The organism is Saccharopolyspora soli (genome assembly GCF_022678645.1).
GTDB lineage: Bacteria > Actinomycetota > Actinomycetes > Mycobacteriales > Pseudonocardiaceae > Saccharopolyspora > Saccharopolyspora soli.
Genome location: NZ_JALBWV010000085.1, coordinates 13,085 through 30,260, shown reverse-complemented (window position 1 = coordinate 30,260; position 17,176 = coordinate 13,085). Strand labels below are relative to the sequence as shown.

Genomic DNA, 17,176 nt, shown 5'->3' with positions numbered 1-17,176 from the left:
CCCGCCCGGCGGTGCACAAGCGCGCCGCCGCCCGGCGGGGGGGGGGGGGCCGCTGCCCGGCCCACGCCACCCCCGGGGGGGGGGGCTATTGCGCGCTAAAGCGCCCGCCTTCCACCTCCACCGGCCGCCGCGCCGGACAGGACCGCAGGGTTCCGCATCGCGGAAGGGACTGGGTGGCCCGGTCGTGGTGTCCCGTTCAGCTGGGTTCCGGCGCGGCGCCGACCGCTCGAAAGTGAGGTACCTGTGCGAGTGGCGAGCGGGTACGGTCGGTCGTGTGAACGCCCGCCCATCCACCCTGCCGCCGTCTCCGGAGCGGGGCGCTGCCGGGGAACACCGGGCGCTGGACTGGAACGTCGCCGTCGCCACCGCCGTCCGGTTGATGAAACCGGGACCGGAGGTGCCCCGGTCGGAAGCCGAGCAAGCGGTGCGCTCGCTGCGGCAGTTCAGCGTCGAAGCCGAAACCCACGTCCGCGAGCTGACCGGCCTCGGCCAGGAGCTGCCGATCTCGGAAGGCGACGTGGTGGACCGGCCCGCCTGGGTCCGCGGCGCGGCCGACGGACTCGCGGAACTCACCGACGCCGCACTGTCCACAGCGGACTCGAAGGTGTTGCCGGGCAACGACATCTTCGGCAGCTTGAGCGCGCGCGGCGCGGGCGTGCAGGCCGGGGTGGTGCTGGCCTACCTCGGCGGCAAGGTGCTCGGCCAGTTCGACCCGTACGGCGAATCCCGGGTGGTCGGGCAGCGCGGTCGGTTGCTGCTGGTGGCACCGAACATCGTCGCGGCGCAGCGGTCCCTGGGCGTGCCAGGCGACGACTTCCGGATGTGGGTGTGCCTGCACGAGTCGACGCACCGGCTGCAGTTCAACGCGGTGCCGTGGCTGCGCGAGCACTTCGCGGCGAGCCTGGGCACGCTGCTGGCCGAGATGGAGGGCACCACCGGTGAGGTGCTGAGCCGGTTGCCCGCGGTGTTGCGCGAGGCGAGGTCGGCCCGCGCCAGCCAGGACTCCAGCCCCGGCATGCTCGGCGTGATCGAACTGCTGCAGACGCCCTCGCAGCGCGCCGCGCTGGACCGCATCATCGCGATCTCCACGCTGCTGGAAGGACACGCCGATCACGTGATGGACGCGGTGGGCCCGCGCGTGGTGCCCAGCGTGGCCACCATCCGGCAGCGGTTCACCGAACGCCGCAAGGGCGGCGGCCTGCTCGACCGAATCCTGCGGAGCCTGCTCGGCGTCGACGCGAAGATCCGCCAGTACGCCCAGGGCGCGGCATTCACCCGGCACGTGGTGGGCGCGGTCGGCATGGCCGGCTTCAACGCCGTCTGGACATCCCCGGAACACCTGCCGACCCGAGCCGAGATCAACGACCCGGACGCCTGGATCCGCCGAGTTCACGGCTGACCAGCGCGCACTTCGCCGGTGCCGGTGCTCCGCTCGCCGCTGGCGCGGGAGAATGCGGGCGTGCCGCCCGCTCCCGCCGTCAGCGCCGTCCGCTCCGCCGTCCGGCGCCTGCTCGGCTCCGCCGAGGCGGCGCTGTTCCGGGGTGCTCCGCTGGCCGTCGCGTGCTCCGGCGGCGCGGACTCGCTGGCGCTCGCCGCTGCCGCCTCGCACGTCGCTCGCCGCGACGGCGTCGCGGTGCACGGCCTCGTCGTGGATCACGGGCTCCAGGTCGGCTCCGCCGACGTCGCCGCCCGCGCCGCTGATCAACTCGCCGCGCTGGGCTGCGCCCCCCAGGTGATCAAGGTCGAGGTCGGGGGTGCTGGCGGGGTGGAAGCCGCGGCCCGCCGCGCCCGCTACGCGGCGCTGCGCGAGCACCGGCCGCCCGATTCCCTCGTACTGCTCGGCCACACCCGCGACGATCAGGCCGAAACCGTGCTGCTCGGGCTCGGGCGCGGTTCGGGCGCCCGGTCGATCGCCGGGATGCGACCGCTGGATCCGCCGTGGGCGCGTCCGTTCCTGGACATCAGCCGGGCGACGACGGAGGCCGCCTGCGCGGCTCTCGGTCTCGAACCGTGGCAGGACCCGCACAATTCGGATGCCCGCTTCACCCGTGTGCGGTTGCGCACAGAAGTCCTTCCCCTGCTGGAAGATGTGCTGCAAGGCGGAGTGCGCGACGCGCTTGCTCGAACCGCGTGGCAGCTGCGGGAGGACGCCGACGCGCTCGACGTGCTGGCCGCCGAGCTGCGGGATCGCGTCGAGTCCGATGACGTGCTCGATGCCGTGGCATTGCGGGAAGTTCCGGCCGCACTGCGTCGCCGGGTCCTGAAGACCTGGTTGCTGGCGCGCGGGGTCCCCGAGATCACCGATGCGCACCTGCGCGCGGCGGACGCGTTGGTGGCCGACTGGCGCGGCCAAGGCGGACCGGCCTTGCCGGGTGACTTTGTGCTGCGCCGGGCGCATGGCACGCTTCTGGTGGAAGCGGCGGGTCGCAAGCCGCCGAATGGCTGACGGGACGCCGAGCCGTTTCGGCTCGGGTAGCGGGATTCCGGTGTCGGAGAACCGCGGTTCCCGTCGATTCGGAAGAGGGGAAGCCGGGCCGTGTACGACGGCGACATTGCTGCTGTGCTCATCACCGAGCAGCAGATCAACGACAAGGTCACCGAGCTGGCGAAGCAGGTCGACGAGGATTACCAGCAAACCGGTGGTGACCTGCTGCTGGTCGGTGTGCTCAAGGGCGCGGTGATGTTCATGACCGACTTCGCGCGGGCGCTGCCCCAGCCAGCCCAGCTGGAATTCATGGCGGTCAGCTCGTACGGCTCGTCGACCTCGTCCTCGGGCGTGGTGCGCATCCTCAAGGACCTCGACCGGGACATCGCCAACCGGCACGTGCTGATCGTCGAGGACATCATCGATTCCGGGCTGACGCTGTCCTGGCTGCTGAAGAACCTGAGCTCGCGGAACCCGGCGTCGCTGGAGGTGTGCACGCTGCTGCGCAAGCCGGACGCGGTGCAGGTCGACGTCCCGGTCAAGTACGTGGGCTTCGACATCCCGAACGAATTCGTCGTCGGGTACGGCCTGGACTACGCCGAGCGGTATCGTGATCTCCCTTACATCGGCACGCTCGACCCGAAGGTCTACACGTCCGGGGTCTGATGCCGGGCGCCGTCGGGCAGGCGTGTCCGGTTCGGCCCTCCCGCACCGGACGGGCGGGTCAGCCGAGTAGGCTGGGCGTCCTGCGTCGAGCGCGGCATGGTCGTGCCCTCGCATCGGCCGGTACGCTGGTCTGAAGGGGTTGACGGCGATGACTAAGTGTGTCTGCCGGACAGCCGTCGCCCGAAGTGACAGTCAGGGAGGGTCGAGGCCGACCGTCGGCCGCAAGTGAATGGACCGAAAGCGCCTGCTCCGCAACCCGCTGCTGTGGATCCTGACAGCGTTTCTGTTGATCTACGCGTTCAGCGTGCTCTTCGACGAGACTCGCGCCTACCGCGAAGTCTCGACCTCGCAGGCTCTGGAACAGATCGCCCAGGGCCGGGTCAAGGAAGCGACCATCGAGGACAAGGAGCAGCGGGTTCGGCTGACCCTGAATGACGGCCAGAACTTCCAAGGCAGCAACCAGCTGATCGCGCAGTACCCCGCTGGCGCCACCGACCAGGTGGTCAACGAGATCCGCAACGCGCACGTGCCGAACTGGAACACCAAGGTCACCCAGGACTCGTTCTGGGTGCAGATGCTGTTCTACCTGGTCCCCATCGGCCTGCTCGTGCTGCTGCTGATGTGGATGATGAACAACGTGCAGGGCGGCGGGAACCGCGTCCTGAACTTCGGCAAGTCCAAGGCCAAGCAGCTCACCAAGGACATGCCCAAGACGTTGTTCTCCGACGTCGCGGGTGCCGACGAGGCGGTCGAGGAACTCCACGAGATCAAGGACTTCCTGCAGAACCCCGGCCGGTACCAGGCGCTCGGCGCCAAGATCCCGAAGGGCGTGCTGCTCTACGGCCCGCCCGGTACCGGTAAGACGCTGCTCGCACGGGCCGTCGCCGGTGAGGCCGGGGTGCCGTTCTACTCGATCTCCGGTTCCGACTTCGTCGAGATGTTCGTCGGTGTCGGTGCCTCCCGCGTCCGCGACCTGTTCGAACAGGCCAAGCAGAACGCGCCGTGCATCATCTTCGTCGACGAGATCGACGCGGTGGGCCGCCAGCGCGGCGCGGGCCTCGGCGGCGGGCACGACGAGCGGGAGCAGACCCTCAACCAGCTGCTGGTCGAAATGGACGGCTTCGATTCGCGCGGCGGGATCATCCTGATCGCGGCGACGAACCGCCCGGACATCCTGGACCCTGCGCTGCTGCGCCCCGGCCGGTTCGACCGGCAGATCCCGGTGTCCGCCCCGGACATGCGCGGTCGCCGCGCGATCCTGAACGTGCACTCCAAGGGCAAGCCGCTGGGCCAGGACGCCGACCTGGACAGCCTGGCCAAGCGGACCGTCGGCTTCTCCGGTGCAGACCTGGAGAACGTGGTCAACGAGGCCGCGCTGCTCACCGCCCGCGAAGGTGGTCAGCTGATCACCGCCGCCGCGCTGGAGGAAGCGGTCGACCGGGTGATCGGCGGCCCGCGCCGGAAGAGCAAGATCATTTCCGAGCGGGACAAGAAGATCACTGCCTACCACGAGGGTGGGCACGCGCTGGCCGCCTGGGCGATGCCCGACCTGGAGCCGGTGTACAAGCTGACGATCCTGCCGCGCGGTCGCACCGGCGGGCATGCCCTCGTCGTCCCCGAGGACGACAAGGACATGATGACCCGCTCGGAGATGATCGCCCGCCTGGTGTTCGCGCTGGGTGGCCGCTCCGCCGAGGAACTCGTCTTCCACGAGCCGACCACCGGTGCGTCCAGCGACATCGAGCAGGCGACCAAGATCGCCCGCGCGATGGTCACCGAGTACGGCATGACCGCCCGGTTGGGCGCGGTGAAGTACGGCAAGGAAGAGGGCGACCCGTTCCTCGGCCGCACCGCCGGTCAGCAGCCGAACTACTCGCTGGAGGTCGCGCACGAGATCGACGAGGAGGTGCGTCGGCTGATCGAGGCCGCGCACACCGAGGCGTGGGAGGTGCTCAACACCTACCGCGACGTGCTCGACGACCTCGTGCTGGAGCTCATCGACAAGGAGACGCTGAACCGCAAGGACCTGGAACGGATCTTCTCCGGGGTGCAGAAGCGGCCCAGGATCACCGCGTTCAACGATTTCGCCGGTCGGACGCCGTCGGAAAAGCCGCCGGTGAAGACGCCGGGCGAGCTGGCCAAGGAACGCGGCGAGCCGTGGCCTCCGGTCAAGGAGGAGCCGACCCCGACCCCGACGCCGTCCCCGGTCGGTGCGACCAACCAGAACGGTGGCCCGCAGCACGGGCAGCAGGCGCCGACCCCGGCGGGGGCCGGTGCGCACCAGGGCACGGTGCAGTTCCAGAACCCGTCACACGGCCAGCCGCAGCAACAGCAGTCCGGCCAGGCACCGCAGGCGGTGCCGCCGAACTACGGGGCGCCGCCCGGATGGACTCCGGCGACCACGCCGTCCGGCTCGAACTACCCCGGTGGGGGCGGCCAGTACAACTGGACGCCGTCCTGGGAGCGCGGCCAGCAGGGGTCGGCGCCGGAACAGGGCGAGTCGAAGGCCGAAGAAGCACCGCGGCCCAGCCCCGATGCGGGACCGGACTCGACGGCCCAGGACAACGGCAGCGGCAACCCCAGCCGCTGAACTCCGGTGCACTCGGCGTCCTCGGGCGCCACGGCCGGTGGAGGATCGACAAATTGACCAGCACGGTCGACGAGCCGCTCGGGGCGGGAGACGACTCCCGCCCCGACGGCTCTTTCCACATCCCCAGGTTCGACCACGCGCGAGCTGAGTCGGCGATCCGGGAACTGCTGCTCGCCGCGGGCGAAGACCCGGACCGGGAAGGTCTGCGGGACACCCCGGCGCGCGTCGCCCGCGCCTACCACGAACTGTTCGCGGGGCTCTACACGAACCCGGACGAGGTCCTGGACAAGACCTTCGACGAAGCCCACGACGAACTCGTCCTGGTCCGAGACATCCCGATGTACTCCCAGTGCGTTCCGAGCAAGCAGACCGTCAACCTGGTTGATGGGGCGAAGCCTGCTCGGGATGTCCGGATCGGGGATCGTTTCTGGACCCTCGTCGACGGCAAGGTCGAGCAGACCGAGGTCGTCGAGGTCAGTTCCCGCAAGGAGCGCGAGCTCGTCGAGGTCGTCACGGAGAAGGGCCGATTCCAGGTCACTGCTGACCATCCACTGGCAACGCCGCAGGGATGGCAGGAAGCCAAGGACGTGGCGGGTACTTACATCGAGTGGACTCCGCCGAGGAGACTGTGCCGCCAGCGCTGGCAGCCGCGGATCGGTTACGACTTCGGTTATGCGTTGGGCGCTTTGTGCTCGGACGGCACCGTCGGCGACCGATACGTGTCATTGGTGGTGAACGATCGCGACTTCGCGAAGCAATTCGCGTATTCTCTGGAGCACGCATTTGGTGTTGTTGCGAATGTCGAGGACGTTGAGCGCCCGTCAGGGTATTTGAATCGTCCGGTTCCAGGGCACAGGGTGCGGGTCGTCTCGTCGTACCTGGCCGATCTTATCCGTCAGTACGTCGGCGACGACGCTAATCACCAGCGCCAGAAGTTCCCTCGCGTGGTGATGTCGAACGAGATCACGTTCAGGGGCTTCCTCGATGGCTGTGTGGACGGCGACGGGTGCCGAGTGAACAGGGGGCGCTTCCGGGTGATCACGGGCCGCAACGTGACGTTCCTCGATGACATCGCGCAGGTGATCTCCGCGAGGTTCACTCCAAGCCAGACGCAGACTTCGAAGTTGTACGTTTCGGACGACTGGATTCTTCGCCACGGATTCGCACAGGAATCGCACCGTACCGATCTTGCCGAGTCGCAGTGGGTTAAAGTCGAATCGGTTCGTTCGTTGAAAGCGTCTGGGGCGAAACCCTTCACGGTTTATAGCTATAAATGTGATCCGTATCCGACATTTCTAATTAATGGACATCTAACCCACAATTGTGAACATCATCTTTTACCATTCCATGGATTTGCTCACGTTGGATATATTCCCAACGCTCAGGGGCGAGTGACTGGACTGTCGAAATTGGCCAGGTTGGTTGACCTCTACGCCAAGCGTCCGCAGGTGCAGGAACGGTTGACTTCGCAGATCGCCGATGCCCTGGTTCGGCGGTTGGAGCCGCGCGGCGTGATCGTGGTGATCGATGCCGAGCACCTCTGCATGGGGATGCGCGGGGTGCGCAAGGCCGGTTCGACTACCACCACATCGGCGGTTCGCGGCATCTTCCGCACCTCCGCGTCGTCGCGATCCGAGGCGTTGTCGCTGATCAGGGGGCGCTGATGCACCCCCGGCTGCCGCACCCGCCGCGCTGCGCGGTGATGGGCGTGCTCAACGTGACGCCGGATTCGTTCTCCGATGGCGGGCGCTACCTGGACCGCGCGGCGGCGGTGGCGCACGGTGTCGAGATGCACCGGCTGGGCGCGGACATCATCGACGTCGGCGGCGAGTCGACCCGGCCGGGTTCGGAGCGGGTCGACCCCGCTACCGAGATCGAGCGGGTGCTGCCGGTGGTGCGCGAGCTGGTGGCGGCTGGAGTTCCGGTGAGCGTGGACACCACGCGGGCCAAGGTCGCGGCCGCGACCGCTGAGGTCGGCGCGGCGGTGATCAACGACGTTTCCGGTGGGCTGGCCGATCCGGACATGGTGCACGTGGCGGCGGAGACCGGCCTGCCGTGGGTGTTGATGCACTGGCGCGGGCACAGCAAGGACATGACCAGCCTCGCGGTGTACCAGGACGTCGTCGCCGAGGTGCGCGAGGAACTGCTGCGGCAGGTCGATGTCGCGATCACCGCTGGGGTGGCTGCGGACGCCATCCTGCTGGATCCGGGACTCGGGTTCGCCAAGAGCGGTACGCACGACTGGCAGTTGTTGCGGCGGCTGGACAGCTTCGTGGAGCTGGGGTTCCCGGTGCTGGTCGGGGCTTCGCGCAAGCGGTTCCTCGGCCGGTTGTTGGCCGATGCCGAGGGCAAGCCGCGACCGCCCGCCGGACGGGAGACGGCGACCGCCGCGGTGTCGGCGCTGGCCGCGGAGCGCGGCGCCTGGGGCGTGCGGGTGCACGACGTGCGGCAGTCGTTGGACGCGGTCGCGGTGACCGCCGCCTGGCTCAGCGGAGGGCAGCGCGGTGGCTGACCGGATCACGTTGACGGGCCTGCGGATTCGCGGCAACCACGGCGTCTTCGACCACGAGAAGCGCGACGGGCAGGACTTCCTCGTCGACATCACGGTGTGGATCGACCTCGGCGAGGCCGCCGCCAACGACGACCTGAAGCAGACGCTGCACTACGGCGAACTGGCTGAGCGGGCCGCCGCGATCGTCGCGGGGCCCTCGCGGGATCTGATCGAGACCGTGGCGGCCGAGATCGCCGACGACATCATGACCGACGCGCGGGTGCACGCTGCCGAGGTCACCATCCACAAGCCGAACGCACCGATCCCGTTGACCTTCGCGGATGTGGCGGTGACGATCCGCCGCTCACGTCGCGGCGGTCGCGGCAACGTCGTCCCGGCGTGAGCGGTGCTCGGCCCGCAAGCCCGGCGCGAGGCTGGAAATCCGTGCCAAGTGGTATTGGCGGTTTCTCGCGAAATCGGCGCATCGGCGCACACGGCAGGTTTTCCGGCAGAACTGGCGGGCAGCGCAGCATCGGGAGGGTGTGATGAGCAGGGCGGTGCTCTCGCTCGGGTCGAATCTCGGGGACCGGTTGGGGTACCTCCGGCTCGCCGTCGAAGGGTTCTCCGACGTGCTGGTCGCGGCGTCCCCGGTGTACGAGACGGCGCCGTGGGGCGTCACCGACCAGCCGGACTTCCTCAACGCGGTGCTCATCGTGGAGTCCCCGGAGCTCGACGAGTGGGGCTGGCTGCGGCGCGGCCAGGAGTTGGAGCGCATGGCCGAACGTCGCCGTGAAAAACGTTGGGGGCCAAGGACTTTGGACGTCGACGTGGTCGCCGTGGACGATGTCCGCAGCGACCACCCCGACCTGCTCCTGCCGCACCCCGGTACGCCGAGCCGGGCGACCGTGCTGATCCCGTGGCTGGCGATCGACCCGAACGCCGAACTCCCCGGCCACGGCCGCGTCGCGGACCTCCTGGACGCGCTACCTGCCGACGAGATCGCCGACGTCCACCTCCGCCCCGACCTGACCCTCCACTGAGGACACCTCGTGAGTGCGTAACCGGGCTCCAGCACGGTTGCGCACTCACGACCCCATTCGGGCGATGGGTGAAGGGCACCTTCGACCGAGTAAGCCGGTCAAGGGTGCCCTTCACTCCGTCCCCGTCGGGTGCGGAGCTGCTCCGCGCGGCTATTGGGTCGAGGCGCGGAGAGCTGCGGCGAGCCACTTCGTGGACGCCGCAGTGGTGGGGTGCTTGGGCCAGTTGTTGATGGTTGCCAGGAGTTCCCAGTACCGGGACATGCGCTCGTCGTGCTCCTCGTCGTACTGCTCGGCGAGCCACCGCCGGAACTCCGGCGTGTCCTCCTTCCCCCACTCCGCGGTCGCCAACGCGATCAGCCGGTCGGCCAGCGCGCGGCCCTCGGCGCCCTCGGGTGGGGTGTCCGCCTCGGATGCGATGCGCGCCGCATCGGTCACCGCCCACCACTTCTCGGCGTCCTCCGGACCGACCATCGGCTCGCCCGCGTCCCGGCGGTCCGAGTGCTGCTGGTAGAGCGCCCGGGTGGCCCGCCGGAAGTCGGGGTCCCGGACCAGTTCGGCGAGCTCGATCCATGCCTCGACCTGCTCGACGGTCGGGTCCTCCGGCAGGTTCGGTTTGGCCGAGCGCAACCATTCGGTGAATCCGGGCGTCACGTTGAGGTTCGCGCTGACCTCGTCCCAGAACTCGTCGATCAGCCGGTTGCGTTCCTCGTCGGACATCTGCGCCAGTTTGTGCATGAGCCGCACCTCCTCGGTCGAACGGTTGAGTTTCACGACCGCGCGCAGCACTGCCCGCCGGGTCTGCAACAGGCGCATCTGCTCCTCGAGCAGACCCAGGTGCGTGCTCGCCAACTGCGAGACCGTGGTCTCGCGGGCGAGCACCCGCTGCACCTCGTCCAGCCCAGCACCCAGTTCCCGCAGGGTGCGCACCAGTTCCAGGCGGCTGACAGCGGTCACGTCGTAGCGCCGATATCCGGCTGCGGTGCGGTCGGTGGGCGGCACCACTCCGCTGTCGGAGTAGAACCTGATCGTCTTCACGCTCAGCCCGGTCCGCCGGGCCAGCTCGCCGATCGTGTAGCGCACGGTGTCGTCCACGGGGTTCACCTTCGACCCTCCAGTCGGTGGAGACTCAAGGAGATTTTCGCCCGCGGGCGGTGGCGGTGGGGTGAGGTGCCATCCTGGAACCGTGGCACCGCGACACGCAGAACGCATGACCTTCACCAAGCCCGGTCAGCTGATCACCGCCGGTTTGGTGGCGGCTGTCGTGGTCTTCCTGCTCACCAGGCTGATGTACGGCGAGCTGCCGCCACTGCCGCTGCTGGCCGGGGCGACGCTGCTGTTGATCGCGCTCGTGGACGTGGCGCTGGCGTTGAACATGCGGCCGCGGATCAAGCGCAAGCCGGGAACCGAACCGGTTGACGGGTTGACCGCCGCGCGTGCGGTGGCGCTGGCCAAGGCGTCGTCGCTGGCAGGCGCGATCATGTGCGGGGTGTGGGTGGGCCTGATCGCATACCTGCTGCCGTTGTTCGGCACGGTCGATGCGGCCCGGTCGGACACCGGCGCCGCGGTGGTCGGGTTGATCAGCGCGGCCGCCTTGATCGCCGCCGGTCTCTGGCTGGAGAACTCGCTGCGCAACCCCGACGAGCCGGAAGAACCCTACGGAGACGAGGAATGATCCGCCGGATTCGAGGCCCAGGACCGCTTTCCGGCTCACCGGCGGTGCGGATCACGTAGCGGAAGTGGCTCGACGTGTCGGCCGTTCGGCTGCACGCGCGCTGCGCCAGGCCGACCAAAGTGGAGTCCGGTCTCTTCCCTTGAGGTCTCGAACTGATAAACGCCGGGTACCGTGGGGCCATGTCCGACGGCGGCAGTACCGAGACCGAGTCCCGCACCGGGCGATCGACCGCCCTGTGGGTCGGCGCGCTGGTGCTCGCCGCGGCCGCTACGGCGGTTCTGGTGCTCAGCGATGATGCGCGGTTACTCCGGCTCGGGTTGGTCGCCGCGTTGTGGTCGGCGTTGATCGGCGCTTTCGCGGTCGCCCGGCTGCGGCACCGGGTCATCGAGGGCGAAGATCTCGCCGTGCAGCGGCAGCGCGTCTACGAACTCGAATTGGAGCGGGAGATCGCCGCCCGCCGCGAGTTCGAGCTGGAGGCGGCGGCTGAGGCGCGGCGGCAGGCCGCTGAGGAGTCCGACGCCGAGCTGAAGGCGCTGCAGGCGGAGCTGCGCCGACTGCGGGAGAGCCTGGAGCAGGTGGTCGGCGGTGATCTGCTGTTCGAGCGGGTCGCGCTGCGCGCCGAATCCACCCGCGTCCGGTCGCTGGCCGAGCGCGGCAGGGCCGAAGGCCAGATCGTCCCGCATCCGCCGGGGCGTGAACTCCCCGCCGCGCCGCCGCCTGCCGCACAGCCCAACACGGAGCTCATCGCCCGGCTTTCCGGGGACCAGCCGCACGAGGACCGTCGGCCGAAGCCGCCGCGCGCGCGGCCCAAGCCGCAGCCGATGCAGGCGCACCCGCCCCGCCAGTCCGCCGCGGTCCGGCGACCGGAGAAGGCGTATTACGAACGACCGGAGCCACCGCGCCGCGTCCCGGAACCGCCGATGCCGCCCAAGCCCAAGCCCGAACCGGCCGCTCCGCCGCCTGCGGCCAAGGCCGATCCGGCCGGTGCGCATGCCGAGGGCACTTCGGTGAACGACCTGCTCGCGGCCTACGGGAACGCCTCCGACACGCAGCGCCGTCGCCGCCGACGCGCCTGAGAAGGTGACTATCCGGGCACCGGTCGAAGCCGTTCTCTAGGGTTTTGTCCGTGTCGAGGCATGATCTTGGGGAGCCCGCCGCCGATATCTCCGGCGCGCGCAGGTTCCAGACCCGCAAGTACAAAGCCGTCGGATGGCCGGTCGCCGGACTGATCGTGCTCGGTTTCTGCGGGTTGGTGATGGCCGGTGTCACCACCTCGAAAGTCGGGTTGATGCCCGCGCTCGTCGGGGCGGCGGCCGCGTTGTTGCCGGTGGCGGTGGTGTTCATCGCGATCGTCTGGATCGACCGCTGGGAGCCGGAACCGCCGATGTTGCTGCTCGGCGCGTTCCTCTGGGGCGTCGGTGGGGCGACCGCCTGTTCGCTGCTGCTCAACGATGCGATGACCGAGCTCGGCAACGTCCTGTTCGGCCCGACCGATCACCGGTTCTTCGTCACGGCCGTGATGGGTCCGCTGGTGGAGGAGGCGGCGAAGGCGCTGTTCGTGGTCGCGCTGTGGTTCCGGCGGCGGTCGGAGTTCAACGGGCTGGTCGACGGCATCGTGTACGCGGCGCTGACTGCGGCCGGGTTCGCCTTCACCGAGAACATCCTGTACTTCGGCAAGGCATTCGCCGCTGGTGGGCTCGGTGGCGTCGGCGGTGGCGTCGTGGCGGTGTTCATCCTGCGCGGCGTTCTCGCGCCGTTCTCGCACCCGCTGTTCAGCTCGATGTTCGGCATCGGCATCGGGCTGGCCTCGCGCACCGACGACAAGAAGTTGCGGCTGTTGTACCCGCTGGTCGGGTACTTTGCCGCGGTCGTGCTGCACGCGGTGTGGAACGCGGCCACGCTGCTCGGCGGTGCGGAGTTCCTGAACGTCTACTTCCTGATCATGGTGCCGATCTTCTTCGGCACCGGTTGGCTGGTGGCGTGGCAGCGCAAGCGGGAGCAGCGAATCGTCATCCGGCAACTGCCGGTGTTGGAGCGGGCCGGGCTGATCGTGCGCAGCGAGATGGAGATGCTGGCCACGCTCGCCGGTCGGCGCGGCTGGCTGCGCAAGGTGCGGCGCAGCGCCGGGCACGAGGCGGCGAAAGCGGTGCGGGACTACCAGATCGCGGTCACCGAGCTGGCGTTCCTGCAGCATAGGGCCGACCAGGGGCACACGACCAGCGCGGCCCGCCGGGCCCGCCGCGAGAGGCTGATCGCGGACCTCAAGCACGCCCGGCGCTCGGCGGCGGGCACCCAGCAGGCGATCCAAACGGCCCGCATCAAGCTCGACGAGCTGACCCAGCGCAACCTCAAGCGCCCGTCGAATTCCAGGCGACCGCCGAACCCCCGAGGCCCGGTCCAACGCTCCCGCGACTGACCCGGATCAGCCCGACGACCGGCTCCGCAAGCGGCCCCGGATTGCGTGGTTCTCGCCACCTGAGCGGCACATCGGTGGATCGGCGGGCTACTCTCGCGCTGCTGTCTGGTACCCGGAAGTTGGGACTGGAACGGTAGGGGAGGACGACGTGGTGATGCCTGCTGGTCGCACCGGCCCACGACTGCGGGTCGGCGTCATCTCGGCCGGTCGGGTCGGTGCCGTGCTGGGCGCGGCGTTGCAGCGCGCGGGACACCAGGTCGTCGCGGTTTCCGCGGTGTCCACGGCATCGTTGCGCCGAGCCGAAGAACTGCTTCCCGGTGTAGCCGTACTACCACCCGATGAGGTCGCATTGCAGGCCGACCTGGTGTTGTTGGCCGTCCCGGACGACACGATCCCCGGACTCGTCCGCGGCCTGGTCGCCACCGAATCGCTGCGCGCCGGGCAGATCCTGGCGCACACCTGCGGCGCCCGCGGGGTGGATGTCCTCAGCCCGGCCGCCGACATCGGTGTGCTGCCGCTGGCGCTGCACCCGGCCATGACCTTCACCGGCCGCGCGGAAGACGTCGAACGCCTCGCCACCGCCTGCATGGCCGTCACGGCGTCCACTGTGGACGAAGCTGGTTGGCATGTCGCCGAGGCGCTGGCGCTGGAGCTCGGGATGGAGCCGGTGCGCGTTCCGGAGGAGTCCCGCCACCTGTACCACGCCGCGCTCACGCACGGCGCCAACCACCTGATCACGCTGGTCAACGAGTGCGCCGAGCTGTTGCGCGACGCGGGTGTCGATGTCGCGGACCGGGTCATGGCGCCGATCCTGTCCGCCTCGCTGGACAACGCGCTGCGCTTTGGCGACCGGGCGATCACCGGCCCGGTGATGCGCGGCGACGCCGGAACCGTGCGAGCGCACCTCGCGGCGCTGGGCGAGGCGAATCCGGACGCGGTGCCGAGCTACCGCGAGCTGGCGAGGCGGACCGCGCAGCGGGCCGAGCGGGCGGGCATCCTGCGCGCGGACGGCGCCGAGGCGGTCCACGAAGTGCTGGACGAGGAGCCGTCATGAGCAACCCCGTGTCAACCGCAGTCCTCCCCAACCGCACCTCAGGGGACCGTGACGCAAACCAGCCACAAGAAGCCACGAAACAGGAGATTGGCCGGGACGCAACCACCACTGTGAATCGCGGAGAGGCGGACTAGGCATGAGCCCATCCGGAAGCCCCGGTTTCACGCGGGGCGGGTTGACCGTGCACCGCGAGCCCGCCGAGCTCGCCAGGGTCACCCGCGCGCTGCGGGCCACCGGTCGCAAGATCCACCTGGTCCCGACGATGGGTGCGCTGCACCGCGGCCACCTGGAGCTGATCCGCCGCGCCCGGCGGGACATCAACAGCGTGACGGTCGTGTCGATCTTCGTGAACCCGTTGCAGTTCGGGCCGAACGAGGACTTCGACCGCTACCCGCGTTCCTTCGAAGCGGACCTGGCCGCCTGCGAGGACGCCGGGGTGGAGCTGGTCTTCGCACCGTCGGTCGAGGCGATGTACGGCACCGATCCGCAGATCACCGTCCATTCCGGACCGCTGGGCGAGCAGTTGGAGGGCGCCACCCGGCCCGGTCATTTCGACGGCATGCTCACCGTGGTGCTGAAGCTGCTCAACATCGTGCGACCGGACCTGGCGTTCTTCGGGGAGAAGGACTACCAGCAGCTGGTGCTGATCCGGCGGATGGTGCGGGATCTGAACCTGGACGCCCGGATCCAGGGCATCCCCACCGTCCGGGAGCCGGAGGGCCTGGCGCTGTCCTCCCGCAACGCCTACCTGACCGAGGAGCAGCACAGCGCGGCGTTGGCGCTGTCGGCGTCGCTGACCGCTGGCGCGCACGCCGGGACGGGCGGTGCCGAAGCCGTGCTCAAAGCCGCCGGTGAAGTGCTGGCCACCGAACCTTCGGTGAAGGTCGACTACTTGGAGCTGCGCGACACCGAGCTGGGCCCGGCCCCCGCTGAGGGCGAGGCCCGGCTGCTGGTGGCGGCGAAGGTCGGTGCGACCCGGTTGATCGACAACGCGCTGGTCCTGTTGGGCAGTCCCGGTGTGTCGGAGCAGGCATGACGGGCCGAAGTCGCGGGCGCTCGCCGCAGCCGATCGGGCGTCCCGCAAGATACGTCGGCAAGCAGCACGCGGTGTCAGCAGTAGGAGGTCTGCGATGTTCCGCACCATGCTGAAGTCCAAGATCCACCGTGCCACGGTGACCCATGCCGACCTGCACTACGTGGGTTCGGTGACCGTGGACGCCGACCTGATGGACGCGGCGGACCTGCTGGAAGGCGAGCAGGTCGCGATCGTGGACGTCACCAACGGCGCGCGGCTGGAGACCTACGTGATCACCGGGGAGCGCGGCTCCGGGGTGATCGGCATCAACGGCGCCGCCGCGCACCTCGTCCAGCCGGGCGACATCGTGATCCTGCTGTCCTACGGCGTGATGGACGAGCTGGAGGCGCGCTCGGTGCGGCCGAAGGTGATCTTCGTCGACGCGGACAACCGGGTCGTGGCGCGCGGCGCGGATCCGGGCAGCGCCCCGGAGGGTTCCGGACTGACGAGCTCGGCCGTGCTCGCCGATCCGACGGCCGAGACGGACGACGCCGCGAAGCTCGACGCGCTGCTGCAACAGCCAGAGCACTGATCGGTGCGGGTGGCCACGCCTAGCGGGAGTTGCGCGCGTGGTGAGTGCTCGACCGGCGGACACCGCTGGCCGGTCGAGCGCGCCGCGCTTCCCATCTCCGGAACTCGAAGGGACGAACGACGGTGCTGCTGGCCATCGACGTCGGAAACACCAACATCGTGCTCGGCCTGTACGCCAACGGCCGGGAGGTCGCGGACATCGACGTCGCCACGACGCTGATCCGGGACTGGCGGATGCGCACCGAGCCGCGGATGACCGCCGACGAAATGGCGCTGACGATGCGCGGGCTGCTCGGTGACTACTCGGACCAGATCACCGGCATCGCGGCGCTGTCCACGGTGCCCGCGCTGCTGCGCGAACTGCGCGTCATGCTGGGCCGGTACTGGAGCGACGTGCCGCGAGTGGTGGTCGAACCCGGCGTTCGCACCGGGGTGCCGCTGCTGGTGGACAACCCGAAAGAGGTCGGCGCGGACCGGGTGATCAACACGCTCGCGGCGCACCACCTGCACGCCACCAACTGCATCGTGGTCGACTTCGGCACGTCCACGAACATCGACGTCATCTCGGCCAAGGGCGAGTTCCTGGGCGGCGCGTTCGCCCCCGGCATCGAGATCTCGCTGGACGCGCTGGCCGCCCGAGCCGCGCAGCTGCGCAAGGTCGAGCTGATCCGGCCGCGTTCGGTGATCGGCAAGAACACCGTGGAATGCCTGCAGTCCGGCATCCTGTTCGGCTTCGCGGGGCAGGTCGACGGCCTGGTCCGGCGCATCGCCAAGGAACTGGAGGCCACCCACGGCGGCCCCACCACGGTGCTGGCCACCGGCGGCCTGGCCCCGCTGGTCGTGACCGAGTCGGCCACGATCGAGCACCACGTTCCGGACCTAACCCTCCTCGGCCTCCGCCTGGTCTTCGACCGCAACTTCGGCTGACCCCAGCCGACAAGCGACGTGAAGCCCCCTCAGAGCCAGTGCGGATTGCAGCACGAGAACCGAGTCCCGTCAGGCAAGCGGCGCAGCCGCTTCCAGCGGTGAACCGCCACCGCGACGAACGACTCAGGCACGTACCTGGGCCGCCGCAAGCGCCGAAGGCGCCTTAGCCCACCTACGACACTCGCACCGCCGCGGGTTCTCAGACGTCTTCTCGCGAGGACAGTCCCGACGCCGCGTATTGGTTCATACGTAAGTCGGGGATCCCGGAGTCGAGAAGGCGTCTGAGGTT

General features: G+C 69.4%; 15 protein-coding genes and 2 pseudogenes. 16 read left to right on the top strand and 1 reads right to left on the bottom strand.

Going from position 1 to position 17,176, the window contains the following annotated elements; all coding sequences use genetic code 11:
* The first annotated feature begins 274 nt into the window (after positions 1-274).
* From MOQ72_RS39020 to folK, 9 genes and pseudogenes are all read left to right on the top strand, one after another.
* A complete protein-coding gene (locus MOQ72_RS39020) occupies positions 275-1,399 on the top strand; it encodes an Rv3626c family coenzyme F420 biosynthesis-associated protein (RefSeq protein WP_242190999.1) in 1,125 nt (374 codons plus the stop codon).
* A gap of 60 nt (positions 1,400-1,459) precedes the next feature.
* Positions 1,460-2,446, top strand: coding sequence for a tRNA lysidine(34) synthetase TilS (gene tilS, locus MOQ72_RS39015; RefSeq protein WP_242191004.1), 987 nt, complete (start codon positions 1,460-1,462; stop codon positions 2,444-2,446).
* A gap of 90 nt (positions 2,447-2,536) precedes the next feature.
* Complete coding sequence (hpt, locus tag MOQ72_RS39010) at positions 2,537-3,091, top strand: hypoxanthine phosphoribosyltransferase (RefSeq protein ID WP_242190998.1); 555 nt, start codon at positions 2,537-2,539, stop codon at positions 3,089-3,091.
* A 229-nt stretch (positions 3,092-3,320) separates the two neighbouring features.
* Positions 3,321-5,681, top strand: coding sequence for an ATP-dependent zinc metalloprotease FtsH (gene ftsH / locus MOQ72_RS39005; RefSeq protein ID WP_242190997.1), 2,361 nt, complete (start codon positions 3,321-3,323; stop codon positions 5,679-5,681).
* A 119-nt stretch (positions 5,682-5,800) separates the two neighbouring features.
* A pseudogene (locus tag MOQ72_RS39000) lies at positions 5,801-6,034 on the top strand (GTP cyclohydrolase I); the annotation flags it as partial.
* 969 nt (positions 6,035-7,003) lie between these two features.
* Positions 7,004-7,345 (top strand): annotated as a pseudogene (folE, locus tag MOQ72_RS38995) (GTP cyclohydrolase I); the annotation flags it as partial.
* The gene (folP, locus tag MOQ72_RS38990; RefSeq protein ID WP_242190996.1) at positions 7,345-8,193 is read left to right on the top strand and encodes a dihydropteroate synthase; all 849 of its coding nucleotides are present in this window, start codon (positions 7,345-7,347) and stop codon (positions 8,191-8,193) included. The pseudogene folE and the gene folP, both read left to right, overlap by 1 nt.
* Complete coding sequence (folB, locus tag MOQ72_RS38985; RefSeq protein ID WP_242190995.1) at positions 8,186-8,575, top strand: dihydroneopterin aldolase; 390 nt, start codon at positions 8,186-8,188, stop codon at positions 8,573-8,575. Before folP ends, folB begins: the two co-directional genes overlap by 8 nt.
* A 142-nt stretch (positions 8,576-8,717) precedes the next feature.
* A complete protein-coding gene (folK, locus tag MOQ72_RS38980; RefSeq protein ID WP_242190994.1) occupies positions 8,718-9,212 on the top strand; it encodes a 2-amino-4-hydroxy-6-hydroxymethyldihydropteridine diphosphokinase in 495 nt (164 codons plus the stop codon).
* 150 nt (positions 9,213-9,362) lie between these two features.
* Here the strand turns inward: folK and MOQ72_RS38975 are convergent, their stop codons facing one another.
* On the bottom strand, positions 9,363-10,304 hold the full coding sequence (locus tag MOQ72_RS38975) for a MerR family transcriptional regulator (protein WP_242191003.1): 942 nt from the start codon (positions 10,302-10,304) through the stop codon (positions 9,363-9,365).
* Between the two features lie 91 nt (positions 10,305-10,395).
* Between MOQ72_RS38975 and MOQ72_RS38970 the strand changes: the two genes are divergently transcribed.
* From MOQ72_RS38970 to MOQ72_RS38940, 7 genes are all read left to right on the top strand, one after another.
* Complete coding sequence (locus tag MOQ72_RS38970) at positions 10,396-10,884, top strand: DUF3180 domain-containing protein (RefSeq protein WP_308198051.1); 489 nt, start codon at positions 10,396-10,398, stop codon at positions 10,882-10,884.
* A 179-nt stretch (positions 10,885-11,063) separates the two neighbouring features.
* The gene (locus tag MOQ72_RS38965; RefSeq protein WP_242190993.1) at positions 11,064-11,960 is read left to right on the top strand and encodes a DUF6779 domain-containing protein; all 897 of its coding nucleotides are present in this window, start codon (positions 11,064-11,066) and stop codon (positions 11,958-11,960) included.
* 50 nt (positions 11,961-12,010) lie between these two features.
* Positions 12,011-13,300: a PrsW family intramembrane metalloprotease gene (locus MOQ72_RS38960; protein ID WP_242190992.1), complete on the top strand. Its 1,290-nt coding sequence runs from the start codon at positions 12,011-12,013 to the stop codon at positions 13,298-13,300.
* A gap of 154 nt (positions 13,301-13,454) precedes the next feature.
* Positions 13,455-14,354: a Rossmann-like and DUF2520 domain-containing protein gene (locus tag MOQ72_RS38955; RefSeq protein ID WP_242191001.1), complete on the top strand. Its 900-nt coding sequence runs from the start codon at positions 13,455-13,457 to the stop codon at positions 14,352-14,354.
* 136 nt (positions 14,355-14,490) lie between these two features.
* A complete protein-coding gene (panC, locus tag MOQ72_RS38950) occupies positions 14,491-15,390 on the top strand; it encodes a pantoate--beta-alanine ligase (RefSeq protein ID WP_242190991.1) in 900 nt (299 codons plus the stop codon).
* 94 nt (positions 15,391-15,484) lie between these two features.
* On the top strand, positions 15,485-15,961 hold the full coding sequence (gene panD, locus MOQ72_RS38945; RefSeq protein WP_242190990.1) for an aspartate 1-decarboxylase: 477 nt from the start codon (positions 15,485-15,487) through the stop codon (positions 15,959-15,961).
* 122 nt (positions 15,962-16,083) lie between these two features.
* Positions 16,084-16,887 (top strand): type III pantothenate kinase, encoded by an 804-nt coding sequence (locus MOQ72_RS38940; protein ID WP_242190989.1) that lies wholly within the window; start codon positions 16,084-16,086, stop codon positions 16,885-16,887.
* Positions 16,888-17,176 lie beyond the last annotated feature (289 nt).

Excerpts from the sequence above, each read along its gene's own strand:
- ftsH (WP_242190997.1), top strand. The coding sequence starts at position 3,321 with ATGGACCGAAAGCGCCTGCTCCGCAACCCGCTGCTGTGGATCCTGACA.
- MOQ72_RS38965 (WP_242190993.1), top strand. The coding sequence starts at position 11,064 with ATGTCCGACGGCGGCAGTACCGAGACCGAGTCCCGCACCGGGCGATCG.
- folK (WP_242190994.1), top strand. The coding sequence starts at position 8,718 with ATGAGCAGGGCGGTGCTCTCGCTCGGGTCGAATCTCGGGGACCGGTTG.
- panC (WP_242190991.1), top strand. The coding sequence starts at position 14,491 with ATGAGCCCATCCGGAAGCCCCGGTTTCACGCGGGGCGGGTTGACCGTG.
- MOQ72_RS38955 (WP_242191001.1), top strand. The coding sequence starts at position 13,455 with ATGCCTGCTGGTCGCACCGGCCCACGACTGCGGGTCGGCGTCATCTCG.
- folP (WP_242190996.1), top strand. The coding sequence starts at position 7,345 with ATGCACCCCCGGCTGCCGCACCCGCCGCGCTGCGCGGTGATGGGCGTG.
- panD (WP_242190990.1), top strand. The coding sequence starts at position 15,485 with ATGTTCCGCACCATGCTGAAGTCCAAGATCCACCGTGCCACGGTGACC.